Source organism: Halobacillus mangrovi, from assembly GCF_002097535.1.
Lineage (GTDB): Bacteria > Bacillota > Bacilli > Bacillales > Halobacillaceae > Halobacillus > Halobacillus mangrovi_A.
In genome coordinates, this window is the sequence record NZ_CP020772.1 from 2,704,904 (window position 1) to 2,727,273 (window position 22,370).

Genomic DNA, 22,370 nt, shown 5'->3' on the forward strand with positions numbered 1-22,370 from the left:
CCATTAATGGTTATACTTCAAGTATATCTTAAAGGAAATAAATACGTACGTTATTTCGGTGATTTGTACTAAAAATAACACATTTTACCTTTCAGTTTATTTCATAAGAATATAGGTTTAAATGACCCCTCAATCGGCTATACCTATTCGTGGTGCTATTTACAATCTATTAAACTGTATCATTGTAACAAATACTTAACAATTTAGCATTAAAATGTAGTTTACTTTTAGTAAAGTTTCTGTTAATTTATAAAAATGTTTAACATATAGAACACCAGGAGGTTAATTATGTTGAATCAAAAACAAAACTTATTGAACAAGGGCTGGTTTTTCTTTGCCGTTGCTGCTCTGTTTCTTTGGGCAAAAACCTATTACGCCCTTCAAAGCGCATTTACATTAAACATTGAAAATTGGGTCCAACAATTTATACTAGTGATTACACCGATTAGTTCTTTACTATTTTTCTTAGGATTATCGTTCTTCTTCTCCCCTAAGAGAAGAAACAAAGCATTTATGACAATTTATTTCTTAATGTCCTTTGCTTTATATGCAAACGTTGTGTATTTCAGATTCTTCAACGATTACATTACTCTTCCTGTTCTTATGCAATATAAGAACTTCGGGGATCTTGGCGGAAGCGCTAAAGCACTGATTCATCCAATGGACATCCTTTATTGGATGGATATCGTTATTCTAATCACATGGCTGGTCGCTAAAAAAGTCCGACCAAAGATGGAATTCCGCAGAAGAACCGTTGCAATGATTTTCGCTGCGTCTCTCGGTTTTGCAGCCGTTAACTTAAGTTTAGCGGAAATGGAACGTCCTCAACTACTAGTGAGAACGTTCGACCGTGCCAAACTAGTTAAATTACTCGGAATCTACAACTATCATATCTATGATACAGTCATGACAGCAAAAACTTCATCACACCGTGTTATGGCAGATAGTAACGAATTGACGGAAGTCTTAAACTATGTAAACTCTCAACAAGGTAAAATGGGTGCAAAAGGGAAATACTTCGGCAAAGCAGAAGGTAAAAATGTTGTCCTGGTGTCCCTGGAGTCTACTCAAAACTTTGTGATTGACCGTAAATTGAATGGCCAAGAAATTACACCATTCTTGAATGATTTGAAAGACGATAGCTTCTACTTCAATAACTTTTATCACAACACAGGTCAAGGTAAAACATCTGACTCAGAGTTTATCATCGATAACTCTATGTACGGCCTTTCAAGAGGAGCCGTCTTTACAACCAATGCAGGAAATGAATATAACGCTACTCCAGAAATTGTGAAGGACCACGGATATACGCCGGTAAGCTTCCACGGCAACCATGCAAGTTTCTGGAATCGTGACATCATGTATAAGAGTCTTGGATATGATCACTACTTCTCTAAAAAAGAATATAACGTGACAGATGAGAACTCCGTAAACTATGGACTGAAGGATATTCCATTCTTCGAACAGTCCATGCCGAAGCTGAAAGGGCTGGACAAACCATATTATGCGAAGTTCATTACCATGACAAACCACTACCCATATATCCTAAACGACGAAAGTATGGAAATGATTGAACCTGCCAATACAGGCGACGGGTCAGTGGACCGTTACTTCCAGACGATGCGTTATCAAGACGAATCGATCAAGAAGTTCTTCCAAATGATGAAGGAACAAGGAGAATATGAAGATACGATCTTCGTCCTGTACGGTGACCACTATGGTATTTCTGAAAACCATAACCGTGCCATGAGTGAAATTCTTGGAAAAGAAATTCGCCCGTTTGAGCACATCCAACTGCAAAAGGTACCATTGATTATTCACGTACCGGGAATGGAAGGTAAGGAAATGGAAACCGTAGGCGGGCAAATCGACTTGAAACCTACAATTCTTCACCTGCTGGGCATTGAGCAAGAAAATGATGTTCAGTTTGGTACAGACCTATTTAAAGAAAATCGTGAAGATATGACCATCCTTCGTGATGGAAGTGTCGTCACTGACAAGTACGTTTACGCTGCTGAAAAGGATATTTGCTATGACAAAGAAACAGGAGAAGAAATTGATTCTAAATCCTGTGCACCATTGAAAGAGAAAGCAGAAACGGAACTTGGTTTCTCTGATAAAGTCGTTTACGGCGACTTGTTACGATTTATGGATAGTGAACAAAAAGAAAATAAACAGTCAGAATAACGATTTAAAAAAGACAAGCCCAGAGGATTAACTCTGGGCTTGTCTTTTTCTTATTAAGAACCTGACTTTTCATAAAGCGATTCTTTTTCACTATTCTGTTGGGATACATTTCGTCCTGATAAAAACCAGCCGCCAACCGCAATGGATAGCAAAACAGTCCAAAAAGTAATCGTCCAGGCAGTACCATGAGCGAAATGTTCATCCAACACGCCTACCTCTTTGTGAGACAGGGTGATGACAGCAAGTTTCACACCGACCCAGGCTACAATCAAATAAGCAGTTGTTTCCAAGCTAGGGCGTGTTTCAAGAAGTTTTACAAACCAGGTAGCTGCAAATTTGATTAAGACCAACCCAGCAATTCCTGCGAAAACGACGACTAAGAATTTACCTCCATCCATTCCACCGAACTCAGGCAGAGGAGAATTTGGAAGCGCCAACGCTAATGCAACGGCAGCAAGTATTGAATCAATAGCAAAAACTAAATCAGCCGCTCCAATCTTGACAACAGTCGGCCAGAAGCCCTTCCCTTTTGCCTGGTGTTCCTCAGAAGAGTCTCCTTCCTCGTCTTCTGAACCACCTAAAATATTCTTAAGCCCTAAGTAAATGAGATAAGCTGCGCCGAGGGCTTGTACTTGCCAGACACTTGCGATAAAGGAAATGGCAAAAAGTGCTCCAAATCGAAACAGAAATGCAAAGAAAATACCGTAATTGATCGCTCTTTTCTTCTGATCTTCTGGCAGGTGTTTAGCTATAACAGCCAAAACTAGAGCATTATCCGCAGACAACAACCCTTCTAATCCAATGAGGATCAACAATGTCCATCCATATTCTAACCAAATTGATTCCATAAACGTACTCCTTTCAAAAAATAAAGGTCTTCACCACTTTCACGCGGTAAAGACCTCACAAATAAAGACCTTTACCTTGTTGGCAAAGGTCTCGCTAGCAACTATACAGTCACCAGTAGTGCCGAGAGTAAGTCTATCACTCTGTAATGACGACACCTACTGTTAAAGCTACTCCCCTTTTAAACTAATTAGTAATATATCAAGTAAGTCAAAAGAGGTCAAGTTAGATTATTCCTAGTCCTGATGATGTTGAAATCTATTCTTAATAGAATTACCAGCTTAGGAGATTACTGGTTTTCATAGCGGGTATGGATTATTAATGGAAATTATTCAAAGGAGGAAAGTTTAATGAATACTAAAATTATCGGTGGAGTTTTCTCTAATGTAGGAGATGCAGAGCGAGCGATTAAGGATTTACAGCATCACGGATATGGATCTAATGACATATCTGTTTTTGCGAAAGATAAAAGTAAAGTCAATGTATTAGAAGATGAAATGGATACACCCGTGTCTACCAATAAAGGTGGTCGAGGAAAAAATGCTGGGAAAGGTGCTGGATTAGGCGCTTTATCTGGAGGAGTGCTAGGTGGCATCGGTGGCCTGATTACTGGATTAGGCTTGCTTGCTATTCCAGGGATCGGTCAAATTGCCGCAGCTGGCCCGATCGCAGCTGCACTAACTGGTGCCGGTGTAGGCGCTGGCGGCGGAGGAATTGTCGGTGCGCTAGTTGGAGCAGGAATGTCCGAACATGAAGCGAAGCAGTATGAGAGTCATTTGAAAGACGGAAAAATCATCGTCATTGTTGAAGCTTCTGAAAAAATTCAGGATAAAGTCTATCGTACTTTCCTTAGTAATAAAACAGAAAACGAATCGATGTATCCTGATTCGTACAGAAATAATAATAACCATAATCACAACCATAAACATAACCAAAATTCTCACCATAGCCATACGACGACCGATCATTATGATAGAGGAACAAAAGAGGAAGCATACACCGGAAACCCCTCTTCTCAACAGAAAACGGAAACGCGGACAAAAACATCAATGAGGCGCAACGATTCTCGGACACAAAGTAGCCGTAGTTAAGGGGTTTAATCCATTCAAGAGGCCACAACAAACATAGTTGGTCTGGGAAATCACTCCCGTTTTCCAATTTCCCGACCAACTATGTTTTTATAGTGCAACGAAATACATGCTATTCCAAGAGAAAAGTGAGAACGGACATTTTTTATTACTACTCAATTACGTCCGCAAAAATACCTCCCATGCATCGGTTCCAGCTATTAAATCATGATTTATAACTTCTCATTTACTTTCTCTTTCTCAACTTATAATAATCCATCGTCGAAGCAATGGTAAAACCACAAGATTGATAAAGCAAAAGAGCATTTTTATTATCTACGACGACCTGCAGCATGATTTTATTGACCTGCTTTTCTCTCAATTTATTAACTGCATCCATTATTATGGCTCTGCCATATCCTTTTCTCCGTTCTTCGGGAAGCACTCCTAAACCATAGATTCCACCCTTATCCTCACTAATTTCTAGGTGAACTTTCCCTACAGATCTTTCTTCCCTTTCAGCCATATAGATTTCCACGCCATGTTTTTCTTCTTCCTCAGGCAAGGTCAGTCTTGTTTCGTCCATTTGAAAATAAATCGCATTTTGTGCCGCGATTTCCTTTGCATCCTCGTTTGTAGCTTTTCTCAACGTGAGTTTACCTGTTGTATTCATATCGCCTGGTACCGTCGTTAAATACATATCATGTTCGGAGTGTTCATACTCCGCCCCTTGAGTTTGAATAAAAGCTTGTCCAGCTGGAGATTTAGAGTCATTTAAAAGAAGCATTTCTAGTGATTCTCTTCTTTCCCATTCTTCCTTTACATAGGAAAACAATTCACTGAAAACACCCTGTCTTCGATATTCCGGATGAACCATACCGTTTATTTCGAGTGCTTCTCCGCCAAATTGACATATTCCTATATATCCGATTAGTAAATCCTCATCGTAGTATAGAAATTCATTATTTTGCTCGCTTTCGGTTCTCAAGTGACCTCGTTTATAATCAAGCTCCAGTTTTAACGTAACAGGCTCATGTTCCACACAAAGTTTTTCCAGTTCTGTTACCTCTATAAATTCTTCTGGGTTCAGTACCGTTTTCTTTTTAATAGTAGGATGAGAGAGAGGGGACATCATCATTCGCTCCTTCTTAAATGATTACATAGCCTTTTTCTTCTTTATAAACCAAATGAAGAATAAAACAAGGAGAAAGGCTAGCAGGATATAAATAATTTTGGCGTATATATCCATGTAAAGGACGATTTCGTTCCATGATGTCCCTACGGAAGCCCCTACAAAAACGAGCACCACGTTCCAAATCAGCGTCCCAAATGTGGTCAAAGCAAGGAATAGTGAAAAGCTCATATTCGACATTCCTGCAGGGATGGAAATCAAACTTCGTACTATTGGAACAAACCGGCAGAAGAGCACTGTCCAAGGTCCATAGCGATCAAACCATAGATCCGCTTTATGAATATCTTTTTTCGTCAATCGTAAGAAGTGCCCCCACTTGTCCACGATTTTTTCAAGCCTTTCTACATCCAGCTGCAACCCAATTCCATACAGCAATGCTGCCCCTAAGACCGATCCAGCGGTTGCGGACATAATTACTCCGAATATGCTGATATTACTGATTGTCGTCATAAACCCTCCAAAGGTTAAGATCACTTCAGAAGGAATCGGAGGAAAAATATTCTCGAGCGCTATCAATAAAAGAATACCAATATATCCATAGGTATTAATGAGATCAATCAACCAATTTTCCATTAGAATCTCCCTCTTATGAGTGTTACCTTATCCTTTTAGATCAATCGTTTCTTTCTTCGTATTTTGCTTGTCCTGCCATTCAATCACCATATAAACACGACTTACTTCATCAAAAGTAACAGGATTACCTTCCTTGTTTACGTATGTGTCTCCTTTAATAGAACCTGTTTCAATCTTATTGAGTTTGCTCTCTCCACTTACGGACTTTGTATGTACGACTGTATCTGTTTCGTCAATCACCGCATGGACATCAATCTTGTAAAATTCAGACTTTACATTGTCATTACCTTTAAAGATAATTTTCCCGTCTCCTGCCTTAAATAACTTTGGCGTACATTTGATCTCATAATGTTGTACTTTCCAATGATTACTTTCTCCATTCAACGATAGATGAAAGTGATTTTCTATATTTTCTTCTTGCTTAGCACAAGCCAAAAGCGACGATACAATCAGCAAAAGCAGACCACATATTTTGATCATTCTCATATTCACTCACACCTCTGCTAGTTCATTCTATAGTATTTTTCAGTCAATCAGACCATTTCGACGTTTTCTCCATTTTTTACAATAACATAAATATCCAGTTATAAATGAACCAAAATTCATTTTCCCACAAAAAAAAAGACTGAATCTCATTCGATTCAGTCTTTCAACAAATCAATAAGTGGTAAACCATGTCCATTTCTGCAGGTAATAGGTTACATAACGAATGAAAGTCAGGTTCCCTTGAAACTCAGAATATTCGGCTGTATATGTTTCTCCGTTGTCATTGTTCCATATCCGTTTAAAATAGCTGTCCACTTCCTTAAAAACTTCTTCGGAAGGCGGACCTTTGATGACAACATCTGCTTCAAGATTCAAGTTGGCCAAATTACGTCTTGTGTAGTTGGCAGATCCTGCAATAATAACGTTCTCCTTCTGCTTATCAATATAGAGCATTTTCGTATGAAATTGCTCTATATTCACTTCATACCAGCGCATATTGATATTTTTATTTCCTAAATTCTTCATTTCCGCTGCTACAGGTAAATTCGGCAGTCCAGGTTTTTGGTGCCCGAAGGCTTTCTTATTTGGATCCATGATAATGTTTACTACTGCCCCGCGATCGGCCGCTTTATCAAGCTGGTCGATCACTTTCCGGTCAGCTAAGTAATACATGCCGAGCCAGACATTATCGCCTTCCCCCGCTTTTTTTAGTTCCTCGAGGATTGAGCGGTAGATCTTCCCTTCAGTTACAAATTTGGTTTTCAAATTTCCCTCTTGCTTCTCAAATGTCATATTTTCATACTCTGGAAAATCAGCTTCTCCTGAATAATTGACGACGGCTTCTTCTGCTTCTAATATATCCTTAATAATTGGGCCTTTCATTTTAAATGCTACATTCTCATGATAGCCGCTTGCATCATGTGGGTTTGCCGTTTGGACAATGGCAGAATCCTCCGTGACGAGCAGCTTCCGGTGATTCGCTTTAATGTTCAAAAGCTTCATATAAGACCTTAGAGTGACATCTGGCGCTTCTTTAGCGATGGGGTTGCCAATCCAGCCTTGCCCCTCGGTCCCCATCCAGGAAAAGAACAAGCGCCACACACTTGAATAAAGAGGATTGGAATCCCTCAGTTTGTTTATGTTCGTGAGTACAACGTCCACCCCGGCATCTTCTAAGCGGCGAATGGTTTCCGATTCATACGATTTATAAATGGTATTGATTTGATCCGTGATAAAAACAACTTTAAGGTCAGGATGTTTTTCTTTTTGCTGAACAATTTGATCAACAAGGTTCTCCGAAATCGGAGGAAACTTGTTTTTTCCGTTTGTATAGCCATTGAATAAAAACATGTCCGCTACAATAAAATCGTCCGCCTCAGAAATTGTACGCCCTAACTCCTGAAAGATTTGACGTTCATGTACCGTCTCTCCGTCTTTATTCTCGTATGTTAAATCATAAAAAAATTCGATATCTTCCATCGAATGGGTTTCTCCTTTATAAGATATCCCTTCAGGCAATGGCTTCCAAGAGGTATGATAGGCAATCATGAAGGTATTGACGAGGATAAATATGATGATGATCCAAAATATCTTGCTCTTATGAATCTGTCTTAGCTTATTTCTTCTTTTACGCATCCGCTTCTTCAAAAATCTCTTCATTAGTCAGTCCGCCTTTTTTATAGGGTGCAGTACTATTTTCACTAAAAAAATAGAAATCAAACCTAATACCTAAAAAAACCCTCGTTTTTATAAAAACGAGGGCTAAATCTTACCTTATGACTAATTGTGGGCGTTGAACGAAAAGCAGAGCTACAATCACTGCACTCAGGACAAAAGCTGGCAGCATGTATCCCCCGTTATAAATAAGGGAGTATAACCAGACGGGCTGACCTTCTGGAGCGAACTCTCCGTAAAAGACAATTCCAGCAATAAAGTGCCCAAAAAAGCGGAGTAAGCTGCCGATAAAACAGCCAACAGTTACCCAGAAAATTAAAGATCCTTTTTCATTCGAAGAGATGGCTTTCCATAGTGGTTTTGCCACAACCCCTGCTAAACCGATGACAGAAAAGGCGACCAGATAATCGAGAATCGTCTGCAACGGAGTGATGATGTAAGCACCCGTGAGTATTTGGTAAATCCCAAATAAAAGTCCTGTCGTCATCCCTCCTTTTACTCCCCAGCGAAACGCCATGATAAAGACGGGCACCATCGCAAAAGAGACCGATCCTCCCTGCGCCCATAGTTTAAACGATAAAAAAGGAATGATATCAAGTAAAATGGCTAAAGCAGAAAAGATCGCCATTTCCACTAGAAATAAAACGCGTTGGTTTCTCACAATTGAGCCTCCTAGTAAAAGACACAAAAAAAGCAACACCCAGGGGAAGCTTCCTGATGGAGGGTTCCCGTTAAGCATTGCTCAACCATCAAAATAGCCACCATCCCTACGCCAGTGCTAACTGACAGGTTCGAAGGGTCTGAACCGCATTCACTCTCAGCCGGAAGGCTCCCCTTGAAGGCTTTATACCGCTTGCTTTTCTTGATTTGTCTTCTATTATAGTAAAAAAAGAAGGAGAATACAAAAATTTTTATTGCCCGGGAAATCCCCCTATGAAGGGGTTTTACCTTCAGGGCTCACGCATATCACATCGTTTTTGTATACATTTGAAAGAACTCTAGACTCCGCTCAATGATTAAGTCCTGGTCATTATCCAATGTGGCTACGTGATAACTGTTTTCCAAATGGACAATTTCTTTGTGTTCGGAAAACACAGTATCAAAAATGACCTCAGAGTTGTGCGGAGGGACGACGTGATCTTCATCCGAAACAAACACTAGAATCGGACAATGAACGCTTGAGAGCTGGCTTTTCACCTGACTCATTAAATCCAAAAGCTGGTCAATGGAACGAACGGGTGTCCGTTCATAAGCAAGCTCTTCTACTCCTCCTTTTTTAATATCCGAACCAATCGCATCGACGAACGGGCCGTCCATTGCTTCTGTATTTTCCATCGCCGGAATATCGATCGCCGCATTTATTGGTATGACGCCCTCAATATCCGGATAGTTCTGGGCGACGTACAATGCGAGTGTCCCTCCCATAGAAAGTCCCACTGCAAATATAACTTTACACCTGTCTTTTAACCATTCGTAGGCATCATCAATGGAAGTAATCCAGTCCTCATATGTCGACTCTTCCATATCTTCTGGCGTCGTTCCATGACCTTTCAGTCGTGGCGCACAAACGGTGTACCCAGCCCTTGCGTAAGCTTCCGCAAGAGGTCTCATGCTTTGAGTTGTACCAGTAAACCCGTGGGAAACAAGAATACCAACTTCATTTCCTTTAAAGTAAATAGGACCTGCACCTTCTAAGACGTTCGTCATTTCCATGTATTTCTCTCCTTTATCAGTGTATCTTCAGGAAAGCAGGTTTTTCAAAACCATTCTTTCCAACCAACCCCACGGAAGCACCTTCTTTAAGAATAGGTTCATCCTTACTCCTGAACCAATTGGATAACGCAATTTTCGAATATGATCTTTTTCAGCAAGTTTGGTCATTAGTGCTGCTACTTGCTGTGGATCTCCGTGAGACTCACGATTCAATGCTTTCCAGAGAGCTTTCATATAATCGGCATAAGGTGATTCAGGGTTATAAACGGCGTTTGGCAACTCCATTCCAGAACTCCAAATATTTGTTTCATAGGAACCTGGTTCAATTAAACCTACATCGATTCCAAAAGGTTTCACTTCGAACCGCAGACTTTCGGATAGCCCTTCCAGCGCGTATTTCGATGATACGTACGCGGACAATCCTGGAAAGCCAATTCGACCGCTCACGCTGCTGACGTTTAAGATTTTTCCGCTTTGTTGTTTTCTCATAACAGGGAGCACAGCTTTCGTTACACTTATTACACCAAATAAATTCGTTTCGAACTGACGCCGATAAGCCTCCAGAGGTACTTGTTCCACAAAACCTCCAATCGCAAAACCCGCATTATTGACGAGCACGTCCACTCTCTCAACTTCTTGAAGCCTTTCCTGAAAGTGAGCCAATGAGATAGCATCTGTCACATCTAACTGCCAAACTTCAATTCTTCGTTTGACTTCCTCATTTATAGAATCCTTTTTAAATAGCTTCGCTTTTTCCATATTTCTCATCGTTGCGATAACACGGAATCCTTTTTCAGCACATTTCAATGCGGTCATGTAGCCAAAACCACTAGATGCACCGGTAATAACGACCGTTTTCATCAGATCAAACCTCCTTACTGTTCTCTACATTTAGTTCGATAGTGGTCCTCCTATTCCCTTTTCTAAAAAGGAATGCTAGGGTTCAATCTTGAATAATGGTAAGATAGCAGATGGTTTGTTTTAACCGAAATCATTATAGAAAGGAAGTTTCATAGCTATGAGTTCTGACATGAAGCTTCAGAAGCTATCTCCCTTTTATGATCCGTGGGAAGCCTACATGGACGTAAAAGAACACGGAAAGATGACCTTATCCAATATTGAATTCACAACGACGACCTTATGTAATATGAGGTGTGAGCACTGTGCAGTCGGATATACATTGCAACATAAAGACCCAGAAGCATTGCCAATGGAATTGCTTTTAAAGCGGCTTGATGAAATTCCTCACTTAAGAACGCTGAGTATTACCGGCGGTGAACCGATGATGTCCAAAAAATCTGTGGAACAATATGTCGTACCTTTACTTAAATATGCCCACGAGCGCGGGGTCCGTACACAAATAAATTCCAATCTGACTCTTCCTTATAAACGATATCTGCCGATTATCCCTTACTTGGATGTATTACATATTTCACACAACTGGGGAACAATTGAAGAATTCATCCATACAGGTTTTGCCCATATGGAAAGAAAGCCCACGGAAGAAAACCGTAAAATGTTTTTCGACCGTATGGTAGAAAACTCTCAGCGCCTATCTGAAGAAGGCGTTATGGTTTCAGCAGAAACAATGCTGAATCGACGGACTTACCCTTACCTTGAGGAAATTCACGATCATGTAAGGGAAATGAAGTGTGCTAGGCATGAAATTCACCCGATGTACCCTGTGGACTTTGCCAGCAGTTTAGAAACTTTGAGTCTAGAGAAAATGAGAGAAGCTATCAATCGTCTTCTCGACAACCGGGACCAAGAGATGTGGATGCTCTTTGGTACCCTTCCCTATTACCCTTGCAGTTCTTCTCAGGATGACTTAGATATGCTGAAACGATTGTATGAAGAGAAAAATGTGACAGTAAGGAACGATCCTGATGGCCGCTCCCGGTTAAACGTAAACATCTTCAGCGGAGACATTATCGTGACTGACTTTGGAGACGAACCCGGTCTAGGAAACATCAAAGATACAAAGCTCACAGATGCCTATCAAAACTGGATGGGAACAAAAACAGCGAAAAGCCTAAACTGCCACTGTCCGGCAGTGGAATGCCTTGGTCCTAATGTATTAGTCAAAAACACGTATTACCAAGAGATCGACTTCCAAAAACGCAGCACAAATATATCATTATAATGAAAAGAAGAGCTCTCCGTTGGAGACTCTTCTTGTAATTTTTTGACGGTATTTCCATGTTTGATTACAATAAAATATAATAGCCAGGAAAGGGGAAGCCCTATGCCACTAATTAAAGATGGTACGACCACCATCGCCTATACCCTACATAAAAAAGCAGATATACATTTTGTGAAGATTTACATTGATGATTTAAATGGAATTAAAGTGACTGCCTCAGAATTAAGAAGTGAAGATAAGATACAAGCGTTTCTTAATAAGAAAGCAGAATGGATCAAAGATAAATGGACATCTCTCCATGAAAATCTTTATCATATAGACCGACTCACCTTAGAGGATGGTCAAAAAATTTCTTATCTCGGCCGATCTTATCAACTCATCATACAGGAATCAGATGAAGATCAAGCAACGTTTCGCTTTCAAAAAGGAAAATTCCGGTTTACTTATCCACCAGCGATCGATATGGGAGAGAGAAATGAAAAACTGATTCAACTCGCTAGAGAATGGCTTCAATCAAAAGCAGACGAAAAGTATAGGAAGCTTCATAGTAGCAAGGTTACACGTGAAGAAGACGTCTTTAGATTAGGTGTGAAAGAGACTGATCACATTAAATTGAATTGGAGGCTGGTGCAGCAGCCTAAAGCTGAAATTTTAGAGCGAATTGACGACTTAATACAAGAGAAAACATGTTAAAAACCCGCCAGATGAAAATCTGACGGGTTTTGATTTAAATGAATAATAATAGACTTAAGGCCATCACAGCCATTCCTGCGACAACTCCGTATATTGATAGATGTGCTTCTCCATATCTTCTGGAAGCAGGAAGCAGCTCATCTAATGAAATAAAGACCATAATTCCCGCTACTCCAGCAAACAGAATGCCGAACACCATATCATTCAAAAACGGCATTAATAAGAGGTAAGCAAGAATGGCACCAACCGGCTCAGACAATCCGCTCAAAAAAGAAAGGTTGAATGCTTTCTTTTTACTTCCAGTAGCGAAATAGACCGGAACGGAAACAGCAATTCCCTCTGGAATGTTATGGATGGCAATAGCCACAGCAATCGCAACGCCCAGGTTCGGGTCATTTAAAGCAGCCGTAAACGTTGCAATTCCTTCAGGGAAGTTGTGGATGGCAATGGCTAATGCTGTGAACGTTCCCATTTTAAGAAGCTGAGCGTCCGTTCTTTCAGATTTAGGTTTCTCCATATCCTCAACTTTCTTCACTTCATGCGGGTTTCCTGCTTTCGGAATAACTTTATCGATTAATGCAATTACGACCATACCACCAAAAAAACCACCGACGGTCACCCATCTTCCAGGCACCTCTCCCATTGAATTGACAAGGGCCTCCTGTGCCTTAAAGAAGATCTCTATCATTGATACATAAATCATTACCCCAGCGGAAAAACCAAGGGATATGGATAAAAACCTCGTATTTGTTCTTGATGTAAAAAAAGCCAGAATACTCCCGATCCCAGTAGCCAAACCGGCGAGAAGGGTCAGGCTAAAGGCGAGTACAAGATTCTCCATTCTTTTCTCTCCCTTTCGTACGAACATGCTAAAGTCATTGTATCTTATATTTTTTCATTTGAACAACTTTTTTAGTTGGAGTAACTTTTTATGTTCGCATAGAAATAATATGGCTATGACCTAAGTCATTTATAATATTCACTTTTCGCCCAAGTGTGCCCATTTCCAGTGCGAGTCCAAAGAAGAAACTATACAACTATAAAACATAAACCATATGGTTAATGCTTACACTGTATCCTATAATTGGGTATTTTTATAAAGAGGAAAAATTACCAATAACAAAAGAGCATTATATGAGGATAATATTTGGTAAATGTGTTATGGTGGGGACATGTCTGAGATTAGGAGTTGAAGTATGGAATTACTTCAATATATAAAAGGTGAAGGATACACGGAAGCTTCTTTCGTTCATACGGATGGAAACAACTGCTATCTTTCCCTTCGTGAGATAAAAACAAACGAACAGCTCTATGAGCACTTACAATTGGTACCCACTCGCGTTCATTATTTCCCGTTGGAGAGAGAACCTTATTTAGAATGTGTAACCTATGAAAAAACAATAAAAATTAAACTAATTAAGGGCACTCTGTGACCCTTCTTTTTAATTCACGGTCAGCCTCTCCTGATCAACTTCTTAGAAATTAAGCTTCCTATGGAGGGTTTCAATGTTCACACTTAGTGATATTCCTATGTTCTTTGTTAACTTTTTTCTTATATTACCCATCGTCACCCTCATCCATGAAGCGGGACATGTATTGACAGCCCGCTTGTTTGGAGGAAAGATCAAATTCTGCATAGGCACAGGCGAAACCCTTTTCCATATCGGGTCACTTGAAGTGAAGAAAAAGTACTTTATGGAGGGCTGGTGTCAATATGAGGCGCTGACCTACAATAAAACATGGGCTCATGTCTCTATCTATCTAGCGGGAAGTTTATTCAATTTAATCGTTATCCTACTGATGAATTACCTCATTATGACGGATGTCTTACCCGCGACACTATTTTTCTATCAGTACGCTTATTTTTCCATTTACTTCATCTTTTTTTCGTTATTCCCTTACAGAAATGATGATGGAAAGCCAAGCGATGGACTGGCTGTCTATGACGTCATTCGATACGGAAAAGCGGAAGATCCTATAGACTAAAACTAATGACGAATTAAGGAGTATCTTCATGAATAACTATCAAGTCGGGCAGCTAATTCAAAAAAGATGTACGAGCTGCTATAACAACCAAGTGGCCGTTCTCAAAGTCGACCGAAAAGATTTTAATGAGAAGTCCGCTTTTTTCATTTGGACACAATGTCCGGAATGCGGAATGAACCATAGCGAACTAATGCCTGAAAAAATGGATAACAACGATAAAAGATCAACCAGTTAATTTGGTTGATCTTTTTTATCTTAACGCGTTCGATTTTGACCATTTATAGCATAAGTGGGGACTCCATATGATCTCCCAAGCTACCAATGAGGATTCCGGCTAGGAATGAGAATAAAAACAATAACACAAAAACTACAACTGTCAGGTTATATCGCTCTCATCACTTTCTTTTCTTTTTGACATCGTTCACACCGATAGATCGACCTAGACTTTATTTCTTCGTCCCATCCCACGTGATTGTATTTATGTAAGCCAATCCTGCAAAGAAGGTTGGTTTCTTTCCTGATTACTAAATTGTAAACGATGATGCAGAGCACTCCAGCAATAATGAGAACAATGGCCATTACACTCGACACCTTATGATTAAGTGTAAGTAGTAAAAGGATTCCTGTTAATAAAAGCAATGAACCAGCTAATTGTATTCCTTTCATGAGCAGAGAACCACCTTCCAATTGGGTCAATCATCTCATCTTAGAGAAACTCCAAGCTTAACCCCACATAGATAAGTGTAGACACAACGAAAAAGCCAATAATGAACAAGGTTTTGCGGAAGGCCGACCAGCCTTTCATCCACCCCCAGCGTTTTCGGTCTGCATCTAACCAGAAATAATCAATCACTACTGCAAGAATGAGAAGAAATAACGCAGCAAAAGCCCCCATTCGTAAAAGCCTCCATTCGAGATTTGAACAAAGCATACCACAGAACTTCCAAATTCATCCATTACAAAGATCGATTAGGCCTAATAGAGGTGGAGAATTCACGCTTCTTTTCTTTATCAGTAAAATAATAGCATCAACGCATTTTCTTCGCGATCTGAGAGATCAATTTGTACTGCCATGCAGCCATTCAATCCCACTCAAACCACTTATTTACTTTCATTCCTTAAACTGAATTTTTGATAACTCATCTCATAACCTTATGTTTGAAAGGTTGTATTCATATTTCATTAAATTAATGAAAAATTTAAGTGATGAAGGGGATCCGTACAAACTTTATTAACTCCAGTGCATAAAAATATTATGTATAATTTTATTCTTTGCGGCTAATACTTTTAGCAATTTGATACGTTTTACAAGAAAGGAGCCGTATCGTGGTCGAGAAGTATTTGATTTATTACCAGGCGAAGTCTGGAATTGTAAAAGAGATTCCTGTGTTTGCCTCCCATAGAGAAAAAGCAAGGCAAGATTATTTAAAGAGTAATCCCCAAGCTAAAATTATTCATATCCGTCTTCTGTAAAAGGGCTTTTGGGCAAGCGGCTGAACTAAGCAATGGTTTAGCCGTTTTTCCTTTTACAACAATACGATTTATTGCTCTAATCTGAGATTGATCATCATTTAATCTACATTTCCAAATTGTTATCTCCTACCACTTCTAAAGTCTTATATAAAAATTCTTGCACCTCATACAAAGAAGGTTATATTTTGAATCGTTAAGGGAATACGGCTACTATGAATTTCCAAATCTTTTACTTTAGGAGGATATGAAATGTCCGCAAAAAAAGTATTGATTGTAACCGGTGATGCCGTAGAAGCATTAGAAGTGTATTATCCTTATTTCAGATGTTTAGAAGAAGGTTTTGAAGTGGATATCGCAGCACCTCATCAGAAAAAACTGAACACCGTCATCCACGATTTTGAGGATTGGGAAACCTATACGGAAAAGAGGGGGTATATGGTAGAGTCGAACCTGACCTTTTCCGATGTGAATCCTGGTGATTACGATGCGTTGATCATTCCGGGCGGTCGTGCTCCTGAACACATCCGCATGAATGAAAATTTACCAGGAATCGTGAGCCACTTCTTTATTGCAGAAAAGCCTATTGCCGTTATGTGTCATGGAAGCCTTGTATTAACGACGATCGCGGATCAAGTGAAAGGACGGAAGTTAACCGCCTACCACGCTTGTAAGCCTGAAGTACAAAGTGTCGGAGCAGAATACATGGATGAGATGAATTACGTCGATCATAACCTCATATCCGGACATGCTTGGCCTGATCTTCCTGCGATTATGAAAGAGTTTGTAAAACAGGTAAATGGTTCAAAAGTAAATACTTAAGCTCAAGCTATTTACCGATGGTGGAGGTTGGTTGCCGCTATTCCCGTTGAAATCGAGCAATTTTCACGGACACCTACTCTTGTACTAAGTAACGGAAATATTCTAATTCACACAAATATCTTTAATTTGAGTACTCAGGCTATGATTATGTGGAGAGTGGAGCTAGCTGAATGATATCCTTCATTATATTTCAATCCCACTATAAAAGGGCGATATCAATCGCCCTTTTATAGTGATTCACCTGCTTTTTTGACAGGTTTCACACAACATTTCTCCTTCATTTCTTAAATAAGATTTCACTTCTGCAAACCCTTTCATTTTAGGGTAGCGTAATTTTACATAGACGACATCGTTGCCGCTTATTTCTTTACCGCAACTTGCACATTCGGGTGCTCGATTTAACAATTGATCCACCTCCACATGAATGTCTTCCCCTTTTAACGTATTGCTTTTATAAAAAGTTCCTTGCCCCTCTATTTTTTCACTTAACCCCCTAAAATTCAATATTTAAATCATTTTTTATTACATCAAATTTTCTATGAATAATCCGTCTACCAACTGGTTTTTCTTTAATTCCCCACCACTCTTGATGAGTGAAAATGAACATGCCGTCCTTTACCCGTTGGTATGTGAATTAAGCTGTAATTACTTTTGATTATAAAAGAATAAAAAAGGAGTTTTAAAATTGTTAGTCGTGAGCCTTCTCTGACTCCGGTTTAGCCTTCTTCATCACTTGGTAAACGTTTCTCACTCCCACTAGCACTAATAAGATCATTGCGAACGTGCGGATATCAAACCCGCGCTCCATGTAGATGGCATTAATATACAAAATGATTATAGACGCTGCGATTAAAATAACGTTCGCAATGAGAATAATTATATTTTTTGCATTCATAGTCTACTCTCCTATTTTCTTGTTACTTGCTTTTATTTTCATAGAAATTCCATAACAATTATTTCAAATAATTGGAGGTGTGACAAATGTGTCTTTAGCGTGTATCCTATCTAATAGATTTCACTAATCCCAGAATAAAATTGACTTAATTTTATGATAATGGTATTGTAGTTGTTTATGAGATGAAAATCAATTACTATAGAAATAGCGAATTTTTTATGAGGAGCGTATATATGAAACCATCCATTTACGGATTGACGTTTGATCAATTGACGGACTGGTTGATTGAGCATGGAGAGAAAAAGTTCCGAGCGAAGCAAGTGTGGAACTGGCTCTACCAAAAACGCGTGACGGATTTTTCACAAATGAAAAACTTGAACCAATCCTGCGTGGATCTGCTTGATCAGCACTTTACAATTGAAACGTTAGCCGAAGAAATTAAACAGGAGTCAAAAGACGGAACTATTAAGTTCTTATTTAAGCTTGATGATGGCAATGTTATTGAAACCGTTCTGATGCGGTTTAATTATGGTCTTTCTGTCTGTGTGACTACCCAGGTCGGTTGTAATATCGGGTGCTCATTCTGTGCAAGTGGTATTTTGCGTAAAAACCGCGATTTAACGAGCGGTGAGATTGTTGAGCAAATTATGCAAGTGCAGCACCACCTTGACCAGCAAGGAAAAGACGAACGCGTCAGTCACATCGTTGTGATGGGAATAGGTGAACCATTTGATAACTACGACAACTTGATTGACTTCTTAAAAGTCGTCAACGATCAAAAAGGTTTATCCATTGGAGCTCGCCACATTACTGTTTCTACAAGTGGCATTGCACCGAAAATGTACGAGTTTGCGGATGAAGGCATCCAGATCAATCTGGCTCTATCCATCCACGCACCAAACAATGAGCTGCGTTCGCGCATCATGAAAATCAATAAGGCGTACCCGTTAGAGAAACTGATGCCTGCAATCGATTACTATCTTGAGAAAACCAACCGCAGGATTACGTTTGAATATATCCTGTTGCGTGATGTCAATGACCACGTAGCCGAAGCTCATCAGCTAGCGGATTTGTTGATGGATAAGCGTCATTTGTCTTACGTGAACTTGATACCGTATAACCCGGTAGCCGACCATCCTTACGAACGCAGTGAAAAAGAAGCAATCTTGTCGTTCTATCAAACATTGATGGATCGCGGAATCAAATGCGGAGTACGTACAGAGCATGGCACGGACATTGACGCGGCATGTGGACAGCTACGCAGTAAACAGATTGAAAAAGAAAAAGCACGTAAGAAGAAAAAGATGCAAACGAACTAAAATAAAAGCATGAGGCTGATTTGGCCTCATGCTTTTTTTATTCCTAAAAGAAAAAGAATGTATTTACTATTGAAAAGGTACTTACTTCCACTGCCACTTTTACACTAAGGAGTCATTACTAAGAGAATGTTAAAAAATATAACAAATTGATAACAAAGTAATTGAATCAATCCAAATATGTTATAGTAATCAAGGTTTCTTTTAACAACCAATGTAGAAGGAGTAAAGTTATGAGTAATAATAGAATAGAATCCATTTATTTCTTAAGATTATTCGCAATGCTTATGGTGGTACTCGTTCATGTCACCGCTGTTTTTCAATCAACTCTCACACAAGGAACGGATGCTTATACCACTTATCATTTTATAAATCGAATCATTCGAGTTGAGGCCGGAATATTTATTATGATTACAGCAATGGTTTTTTTCTATAAATATATGAATCAAAAAATGGACCTCAATGAATTGAAACTCTATTACAAAAAGAGGGTTCTGTATATCCTTGTTCCATACCTTGTATGGGCGGTCTTCTACGAAGCATTTTCTGTTTATACGGGTATTGTTGAATTGAACTTCGTCGAAATGACATGGCGAATTCTTCAAGGCGAGTCATTTTACCAACTCCACTTCATCTTCTTGATCGTACAGTTTTATCTAGTCTTTCCTATTATTTTGTATGCGGCAAAGAAGATAACCTTGTTTAGGAAGTATATGTGGTTGATTGGTATTGGAATAGAGGTAGGTTTCTATTTTCTTAATCGGGAATTCAACTTGATTCCTTTTAATAGTTTTATCAGTTCCTTAGGACCCTACTTGCTTGGTGCCTGGATTGGAACGTACTATTTGAAACAAAAGACAAAAGTTTATAATCGATCAACAGTTGGCTGGTTAGTTTTTGCCATTATTACAGGTGCCTCCTTTGTATATTTAAACTACCATCTTTATACGGTGGCTTCGTTTACGCTTCCAGGCTATGTATATTTAGTCGTGAATTTATTTTATATCGTAAGCGGAAGTTTCTTTCTTTTCCGCTTAACGGAGATCATCTGCGATCGATGGCCTGGAATCATTCCTTACGTAAAGAATATAGCTGTTTATTCTTTTGGGTTTTATTTACTGCATCCAATCATATTAAAAGTGGTTGCTCAATTCGTTCCCGTATCTGCTGGTGAATGGTTCCACATCGAAGTTGCAGCAAGGTTTTTAATTACACTTGTGTTGTGTTACTTCACTATTTATATAACCCATCGGTTCTTCCCTTACCCTGGGTTAATCTTCGGAAAGCTTCCTAAAAAAGCTCGTTTTATTATAACTCCAGAAAAACCTATAACAGATTACCAAAAGAATGTATCCTAACCAGCAAAAAGCATGGGGCTCGATGCCTCATGCTTTTCGAGTTACAGTCGAAGTATTTAGTGTTAAGGGTGTTATCCTTTGACGGTAGGATACTAATTTTGAGTTAGGGCGTTATCCAACCTCGTTAAGGCGCTACTCCTCTGAATTAGAGCATCTTTAAACTCAAAAAATAGAGCCAGTCCCCCACACACTGGACTGGCTCTATAATCACATTATATGTGATCACCGTTCATAATGGAGTTTTTTACGACTACATAATCGACGTGACGAATTGCATCAATATAGGTTCCACCTGCGTACGAAATCGCGGATTGGAGATCCTGCTCCATCTCGACAAGGGTATCCTTAAGAGAACCTTTGTGAGGAACCATCATCTTTTTCCCTTCCACATTCTTCTTCTCACCTTTTTGATACTCAGAGGCACTTCCGAAATATTCCTTATATAGAATTCCATCTTTTTCAATCGTTTCACCTGGAGACTCTTCGTGACCGGCAAATAAAGAGCCGATCATAACCATGGAAGCACCGAATCGAATTGATTTGGCGATATCTCCATGTGTGCGTATGCCGCCATCAGCAATGATTGGTTTACTTGCTGCTTTTCCGCACCATTTCAAGGCAGCTAATTGCCACCCGCCTGTTCCGAAACCTGTCTTTAGTTTTGTGATACACACTTTTCCAGGTCCAATACCTACTTTAGTAGCGTCAGCTCCTGCATTTTCTAACTCCCGTACAGCTTCAGGAGTACCTACATTCCCGGCAATCACAAAAGTTTCTGGTAAGTGGTTTTTAATATGTTGAATCATTTCGATAACGGAATTGGAGTGACCGTGGGCGATATCAATCGTGATATATTCAGGGACAAGCTCTTCTTCAGCTAAATGTTGAACAAATTCATACTCCTCCGCTTTAACTCCAACACTGATCGATGCAAGTAAGCCCCTGTCTTTCATGTCCTTCACAAAATCTTTGCGTGTTTCAGGTTCAAAGCGGTGCATAATGTAAAAGTAACCGCCTTCAGCAAGAGACCGTGCAATATTTTCGTCAATAATCGTCTGCATGTTGGCAGGAACTACCGGTAATTTAAACGTGTGATTTCCTAAAGTAACTGTCGTATCACATTCAGAACGACTGTCTACGATGCATTTTGCTGGAATCAATTGAATATCTTCATAGTCGAATACATTTTCCATCGTTAAACACCTCTAAAAGCCGAATGTTTTTCATTCGGCATAAAATAATTGTTCGTCTATAAGTTAATTTACAGTATAAAACACCTATTGTCAAAGCATTAGTACTGTTTTTTCCCAGACAATCGTCCGTTACTTTCTCTCATTCGTTCGTGTTCTTACTCATTCTCCAATTTAAGAAAAAATTCAATAAAGTTTGAAACATTCTATGTTCGTTTACGTATGAACAGATAAAGGAGTGACAGAAATGGAAGCATGTGTTTATTTTTCGGATAATTTCTTCTCTACTGGCCGGACAGATATTTACAATAAAGACAAGGATAAAGTTGGCTCATTACATTTAAAAAGTGCCTTTTCTTCAAGTGTTGACGTGGAAGATATAAACGGGAAAATAGTAGTTCAAGGTTCTTTTCCAATCTTTTCGAATAGATGGAGTGTGCAGCATTCTAAAGGTGAGGAGCTCGGAAAAGTAAAGACAGGATTTTCTTTCTTCAAAAAACGTTTTCGTTATGAAACAAGTGAGCAGTCACTTGAGATCGAATCTCCTGCCATGTCAAAAGACTATACAATGACGGATCAATCTGGTGTAGAAGTAGCTACTTTCCGTAAAGTCAGCAGCTTTTTTCAGTCTGCGGCTTACGAATTAAAAAACCACACTTCTTCTCTATCAACTGAAGAATTGATTTCAGTAGTCATGGGAGTCAATGCTATTGAAAAAAGAAGAAGCTCCGCAGCGAACGGGTCGCCTACATAAGCACA

Annotated in this window: 26 protein-coding genes and 1 riboswitch; of the genes, 12 read left to right on the forward strand and 14 right to left on the reverse strand. The window is 39.4% G+C overall.

Features of this window, described 5'->3' with window-relative positions; all coding sequences use genetic code 11:
- Positions 1-288: 288 nt before the first annotated feature.
- Positions 289-2,187 carry an LTA synthase family protein gene (locus HM131_RS13325; RefSeq protein ID WP_085030231.1) on the forward strand — a complete coding sequence of 633 codons (1,899 nt, stop codon included), beginning with the start codon at positions 289-291 and terminating at the stop codon, positions 2,185-2,187.
- Between the two features lie 53 nt (positions 2,188-2,240).
- Here HM131_RS13325 and HM131_RS13330 read toward each other — a convergent pair whose 3' ends face one another.
- Positions 2,241-3,035 (reverse strand): TerC family protein, encoded by a 795-nt coding sequence (locus tag HM131_RS13330; protein ID WP_085030232.1) that lies wholly within the window; start codon positions 3,033-3,035, stop codon positions 2,241-2,243.
- A gap of 348 nt (positions 3,036-3,383) precedes the next feature.
- On the opposite strand from HM131_RS13330, the gene HM131_RS13335 reads away from it, so the two are divergent.
- On the forward strand, positions 3,384-4,124 hold the full coding sequence (locus HM131_RS13335) for a general stress protein (RefSeq protein ID WP_085030233.1): 741 nt from the start codon (positions 3,384-3,386) through the stop codon (positions 4,122-4,124).
- 223 nt (positions 4,125-4,347) lie between these two features.
- Here the strand turns inward: HM131_RS13335 and HM131_RS13340 are convergent, their stop codons facing one another.
- From HM131_RS13340 to HM131_RS20705, 7 genes are all read right to left on the reverse strand, one after another.
- Positions 4,348-5,238, reverse strand: a complete 891-nt coding sequence (locus HM131_RS13340) for a GNAT family N-acetyltransferase (RefSeq protein WP_232324784.1) — start codon at positions 5,236-5,238, stop codon at positions 4,348-4,350.
- An 18-nt stretch (positions 5,239-5,256) separates the two neighbouring features.
- Complete coding sequence (locus tag HM131_RS13345; RefSeq protein WP_085030235.1) at positions 5,257-5,865, reverse strand: DedA family protein; 609 nt, start codon at positions 5,863-5,865, stop codon at positions 5,257-5,259.
- A gap of 27 nt (positions 5,866-5,892) precedes the next feature.
- Positions 5,893-6,351, reverse strand: coding sequence for a hypothetical protein (locus HM131_RS13350; RefSeq protein ID WP_085030236.1), 459 nt, complete (start codon positions 6,349-6,351; stop codon positions 5,893-5,895).
- Between the two features lie 171 nt (positions 6,352-6,522).
- Positions 6,523-8,010: a phospholipase D family protein gene (locus tag HM131_RS13355; RefSeq protein WP_232324785.1), complete on the reverse strand. Its 1,488-nt coding sequence runs from the start codon at positions 8,008-8,010 to the stop codon at positions 6,523-6,525.
- A 109-nt stretch (positions 8,011-8,119) separates the two neighbouring features.
- Positions 8,120-8,686: an energy-coupled thiamine transporter ThiT gene (gene thiT / locus HM131_RS13360; protein ID WP_085030237.1), complete on the reverse strand. Its 567-nt coding sequence runs from the start codon at positions 8,684-8,686 to the stop codon at positions 8,120-8,122.
- An 86-nt stretch (positions 8,687-8,772) separates the two neighbouring features.
- Positions 8,773-8,871, reverse strand: a riboswitch (TPP riboswitch).
- A gap of 120 nt (positions 8,872-8,991) precedes the next feature.
- On the reverse strand, positions 8,992-9,732 hold the full coding sequence (locus HM131_RS20700; RefSeq protein WP_157130905.1) for an alpha/beta hydrolase: 741 nt from the start codon (positions 9,730-9,732) through the stop codon (positions 8,992-8,994).
- 33 nt (positions 9,733-9,765) lie between these two features.
- Positions 9,766-10,599, reverse strand: coding sequence for an SDR family oxidoreductase (locus HM131_RS20705; RefSeq protein ID WP_157130820.1), 834 nt, complete (start codon positions 10,597-10,599; stop codon positions 9,766-9,768).
- 157 nt (positions 10,600-10,756) lie between these two features.
- Here HM131_RS20705 and yfkAB point away from each other — a divergent pair, with 157 nt between their 5' ends.
- Together yfkAB and HM131_RS13375 are read left to right on the forward strand one after the other, a co-directional pair.
- A complete protein-coding gene (gene yfkAB, locus HM131_RS13370) occupies positions 10,757-11,881 on the forward strand; it encodes a radical SAM/CxCxxxxC motif protein YfkAB (protein ID WP_085030238.1) in 1,125 nt (374 codons plus the stop codon).
- A 102-nt stretch (positions 11,882-11,983) separates the two neighbouring features.
- Positions 11,984-12,574 carry a YgjP-like metallopeptidase domain-containing protein gene (locus HM131_RS13375; protein ID WP_085030239.1) on the forward strand — a complete coding sequence of 197 codons (591 nt, stop codon included), beginning with the start codon at positions 11,984-11,986 and terminating at the stop codon, positions 12,572-12,574.
- Between the two features lie 34 nt (positions 12,575-12,608).
- On the opposite strand, the gene zupT is transcribed toward HM131_RS13375, so the two are convergent.
- Positions 12,609-13,415 (reverse strand): zinc transporter ZupT, encoded by an 807-nt coding sequence (zupT, locus tag HM131_RS13380; protein ID WP_085030240.1) that lies wholly within the window; start codon positions 13,413-13,415, stop codon positions 12,609-12,611.
- A gap of 355 nt (positions 13,416-13,770) precedes the next feature.
- On the opposite strand from zupT, the gene HM131_RS13385 reads away from it, so the two are divergent.
- The 3 genes from HM131_RS13385 to HM131_RS13395 all read left to right on the forward strand — a co-directional run bounded on the left by HM131_RS13385 (position 13,771) and on the right by HM131_RS13395 (position 14,795).
- Positions 13,771-14,007 carry a hypothetical protein gene (locus tag HM131_RS13385; RefSeq protein ID WP_085030241.1) on the forward strand — a complete coding sequence of 79 codons (237 nt, stop codon included), beginning with the start codon at positions 13,771-13,773 and terminating at the stop codon, positions 14,005-14,007.
- A gap of 73 nt (positions 14,008-14,080) precedes the next feature.
- Positions 14,081-14,560, forward strand: a complete 480-nt coding sequence (locus HM131_RS13390; RefSeq protein ID WP_198162627.1) for a site-2 protease family protein — start codon at positions 14,081-14,083, stop codon at positions 14,558-14,560.
- A gap of 28 nt (positions 14,561-14,588) precedes the next feature.
- The gene (locus HM131_RS13395) at positions 14,589-14,795 is read left to right on the forward strand and encodes a hypothetical protein (RefSeq protein WP_085030242.1); all 207 of its coding nucleotides are present in this window, start codon (positions 14,589-14,591) and stop codon (positions 14,793-14,795) included.
- Between the two features lie 146 nt (positions 14,796-14,941).
- On the opposite strand, the gene HM131_RS13400 is transcribed toward HM131_RS13395, so the two are convergent.
- Together HM131_RS13400 and HM131_RS13405 are read right to left on the reverse strand one after the other, a co-directional pair.
- The gene (locus HM131_RS13400; RefSeq protein WP_085030243.1) at positions 14,942-15,226 is read right to left on the reverse strand and encodes a hypothetical protein; all 285 of its coding nucleotides are present in this window, start codon (positions 15,224-15,226) and stop codon (positions 14,942-14,944) included.
- 40 nt (positions 15,227-15,266) lie between these two features.
- Entirely contained in the window at positions 15,267-15,455 is a 189-nt protein-coding gene (locus tag HM131_RS13405; protein ID WP_085030244.1) for a hypothetical protein, read from the reverse strand.
- Positions 15,456-15,886: 431 nt separating this feature from the next.
- On the opposite strand from HM131_RS13405, the gene HM131_RS20930 reads away from it, so the two are divergent.
- Positions 15,887-16,033: a hypothetical protein gene (locus HM131_RS20930; protein ID WP_198162628.1), complete on the forward strand. Its 147-nt coding sequence runs from the start codon at positions 15,887-15,889 to the stop codon at positions 16,031-16,033.
- A gap of 249 nt (positions 16,034-16,282) precedes the next feature.
- Positions 16,283-16,852: a DJ-1/PfpI family protein gene (locus HM131_RS13410; protein WP_085030245.1), complete on the forward strand. Its 570-nt coding sequence runs from the start codon at positions 16,283-16,285 to the stop codon at positions 16,850-16,852.
- A 237-nt stretch (positions 16,853-17,089) separates the two neighbouring features.
- On the opposite strand, the gene HM131_RS13415 is transcribed toward HM131_RS13410, so the two are convergent.
- A complete protein-coding gene (locus HM131_RS13415; RefSeq protein WP_085030246.1) occupies positions 17,090-17,257 on the reverse strand; it encodes a Fe3+ hydroxamate ABC transporter substrate-binding protein in 168 nt (55 codons plus the stop codon).
- A gap of 283 nt (positions 17,258-17,540) precedes the next feature.
- Positions 17,541-17,747, reverse strand: coding sequence for a hypothetical protein (locus HM131_RS13420; protein WP_085030247.1), 207 nt, complete (start codon positions 17,745-17,747; stop codon positions 17,541-17,543).
- A 233-nt stretch (positions 17,748-17,980) separates the two neighbouring features.
- Between HM131_RS13420 and rlmN the strand changes: the two genes are divergently transcribed.
- A complete protein-coding gene (gene rlmN, locus HM131_RS13425; protein WP_085030248.1) occupies positions 17,981-19,066 on the forward strand; it encodes a dual-specificity RNA methyltransferase RlmN in 1,086 nt (361 codons plus the stop codon).
- A 230-nt stretch (positions 19,067-19,296) separates the two neighbouring features.
- Positions 19,297-20,421, forward strand: coding sequence for an acyltransferase (locus HM131_RS13430; RefSeq protein WP_085030249.1), 1,125 nt, complete (start codon positions 19,297-19,299; stop codon positions 20,419-20,421).
- Positions 20,422-20,633: 212 nt separating this feature from the next.
- On the opposite strand, the gene guaC is transcribed toward HM131_RS13430, so the two are convergent.
- A complete protein-coding gene (gene guaC, locus HM131_RS13435; protein ID WP_085030250.1) occupies positions 20,634-21,614 on the reverse strand; it encodes a GMP reductase in 981 nt (326 codons plus the stop codon).
- 244 nt (positions 21,615-21,858) lie between these two features.
- Between guaC and HM131_RS13440 the strand changes: the two genes are divergently transcribed.
- Complete coding sequence (locus HM131_RS13440) at positions 21,859-22,365, forward strand: LURP-one-related/scramblase family protein (protein WP_085030251.1); 507 nt, start codon at positions 21,859-21,861, stop codon at positions 22,363-22,365.
- Positions 22,366-22,370 lie beyond the last annotated feature (5 nt).

Coding starts and splice junctions, on each gene's coding strand:
- HM131_RS13325 (WP_085030231.1), top strand. CDS start 289: ATGTTGAATCAAAAACAAAACTTATTGAACAAGGGCTGGTTTTTCTTT.
- HM131_RS13330 (WP_085030232.1), bottom strand. CDS start 3,035: ATGGAATCAATTTGGTTAGAATATGGATGGACATTGTTGATCCTCATT.
- HM131_RS13335 (WP_085030233.1), top strand. CDS start 3,384: ATGAATACTAAAATTATCGGTGGAGTTTTCTCTAATGTAGGAGATGCA.
- HM131_RS13340 (WP_232324784.1), bottom strand. CDS start 5,238: ATGATGATGTCCCCTCTCTCTCATCCTACTATTAAAAAGAAAACGGTA.
- HM131_RS13345 (WP_085030235.1), bottom strand. CDS start 5,865: ATGGAAAATTGGTTGATTGATCTCATTAATACCTATGGATATATTGGT.
- HM131_RS13350 (WP_085030236.1), bottom strand. CDS start 6,351: ATGAGAATGATCAAAATATGTGGTCTGCTTTTGCTGATTGTATCGTCG.
- HM131_RS13355 (WP_232324785.1), bottom strand. CDS start 8,010: ATGAAGAGATTTTTGAAGAAGCGGATGCGTAAAAGAAGAAATAAGCTA.
- HM131_RS20700 (WP_157130905.1), bottom strand. CDS start 9,732: ATGACGAACGTCTTAGAAGGTGCAGGTCCTATTTACTTTAAAGGAAAT.
- HM131_RS20705 (WP_157130820.1), bottom strand. CDS start 10,599: ATGAAAACGGTCGTTATTACCGGTGCATCTAGTGGTTTTGGCTACATG.
- yfkAB (WP_085030238.1), top strand. CDS start 10,757: ATGAGTTCTGACATGAAGCTTCAGAAGCTATCTCCCTTTTATGATCCG.
- HM131_RS13375 (WP_085030239.1), top strand. CDS start 11,984: ATGCCACTAATTAAAGATGGTACGACCACCATCGCCTATACCCTACAT.
- zupT (WP_085030240.1), bottom strand. CDS start 13,415: ATGGAGAATCTTGTACTCGCCTTTAGCCTGACCCTTCTCGCCGGTTTG.
- HM131_RS13385 (WP_085030241.1), top strand. CDS start 13,771: ATGGAATTACTTCAATATATAAAAGGTGAAGGATACACGGAAGCTTCT.
- HM131_RS13390 (WP_198162627.1), top strand. CDS start 14,081: ATGTTCACACTTAGTGATATTCCTATGTTCTTTGTTAACTTTTTTCTT.
- HM131_RS13395 (WP_085030242.1), top strand. CDS start 14,589: ATGAATAACTATCAAGTCGGGCAGCTAATTCAAAAAAGATGTACGAGC.
- HM131_RS13400 (WP_085030243.1), bottom strand. CDS start 15,226: ATGAAAGGAATACAATTAGCTGGTTCATTGCTTTTATTAACAGGAATC.
- HM131_RS13405 (WP_085030244.1), bottom strand. CDS start 15,455: ATGGGGGCTTTTGCTGCGTTATTTCTTCTCATTCTTGCAGTAGTGATT.
- HM131_RS13410 (WP_085030245.1), top strand. CDS start 16,283: ATGTCCGCAAAAAAAGTATTGATTGTAACCGGTGATGCCGTAGAAGCA.
- HM131_RS13420 (WP_085030247.1), bottom strand. CDS start 17,747: ATGAATGCAAAAAATATAATTATTCTCATTGCGAACGTTATTTTAATC.
- rlmN (WP_085030248.1), top strand. CDS start 17,981: ATGAAACCATCCATTTACGGATTGACGTTTGATCAATTGACGGACTGG.
- HM131_RS13430 (WP_085030249.1), top strand. CDS start 19,297: ATGAGTAATAATAGAATAGAATCCATTTATTTCTTAAGATTATTCGCA.
- guaC (WP_085030250.1), bottom strand. CDS start 21,614: ATGGAAAATGTATTCGACTATGAAGATATTCAATTGATTCCAGCAAAA.
- HM131_RS13440 (WP_085030251.1), top strand. CDS start 21,859: ATGGAAGCATGTGTTTATTTTTCGGATAATTTCTTCTCTACTGGCCGG.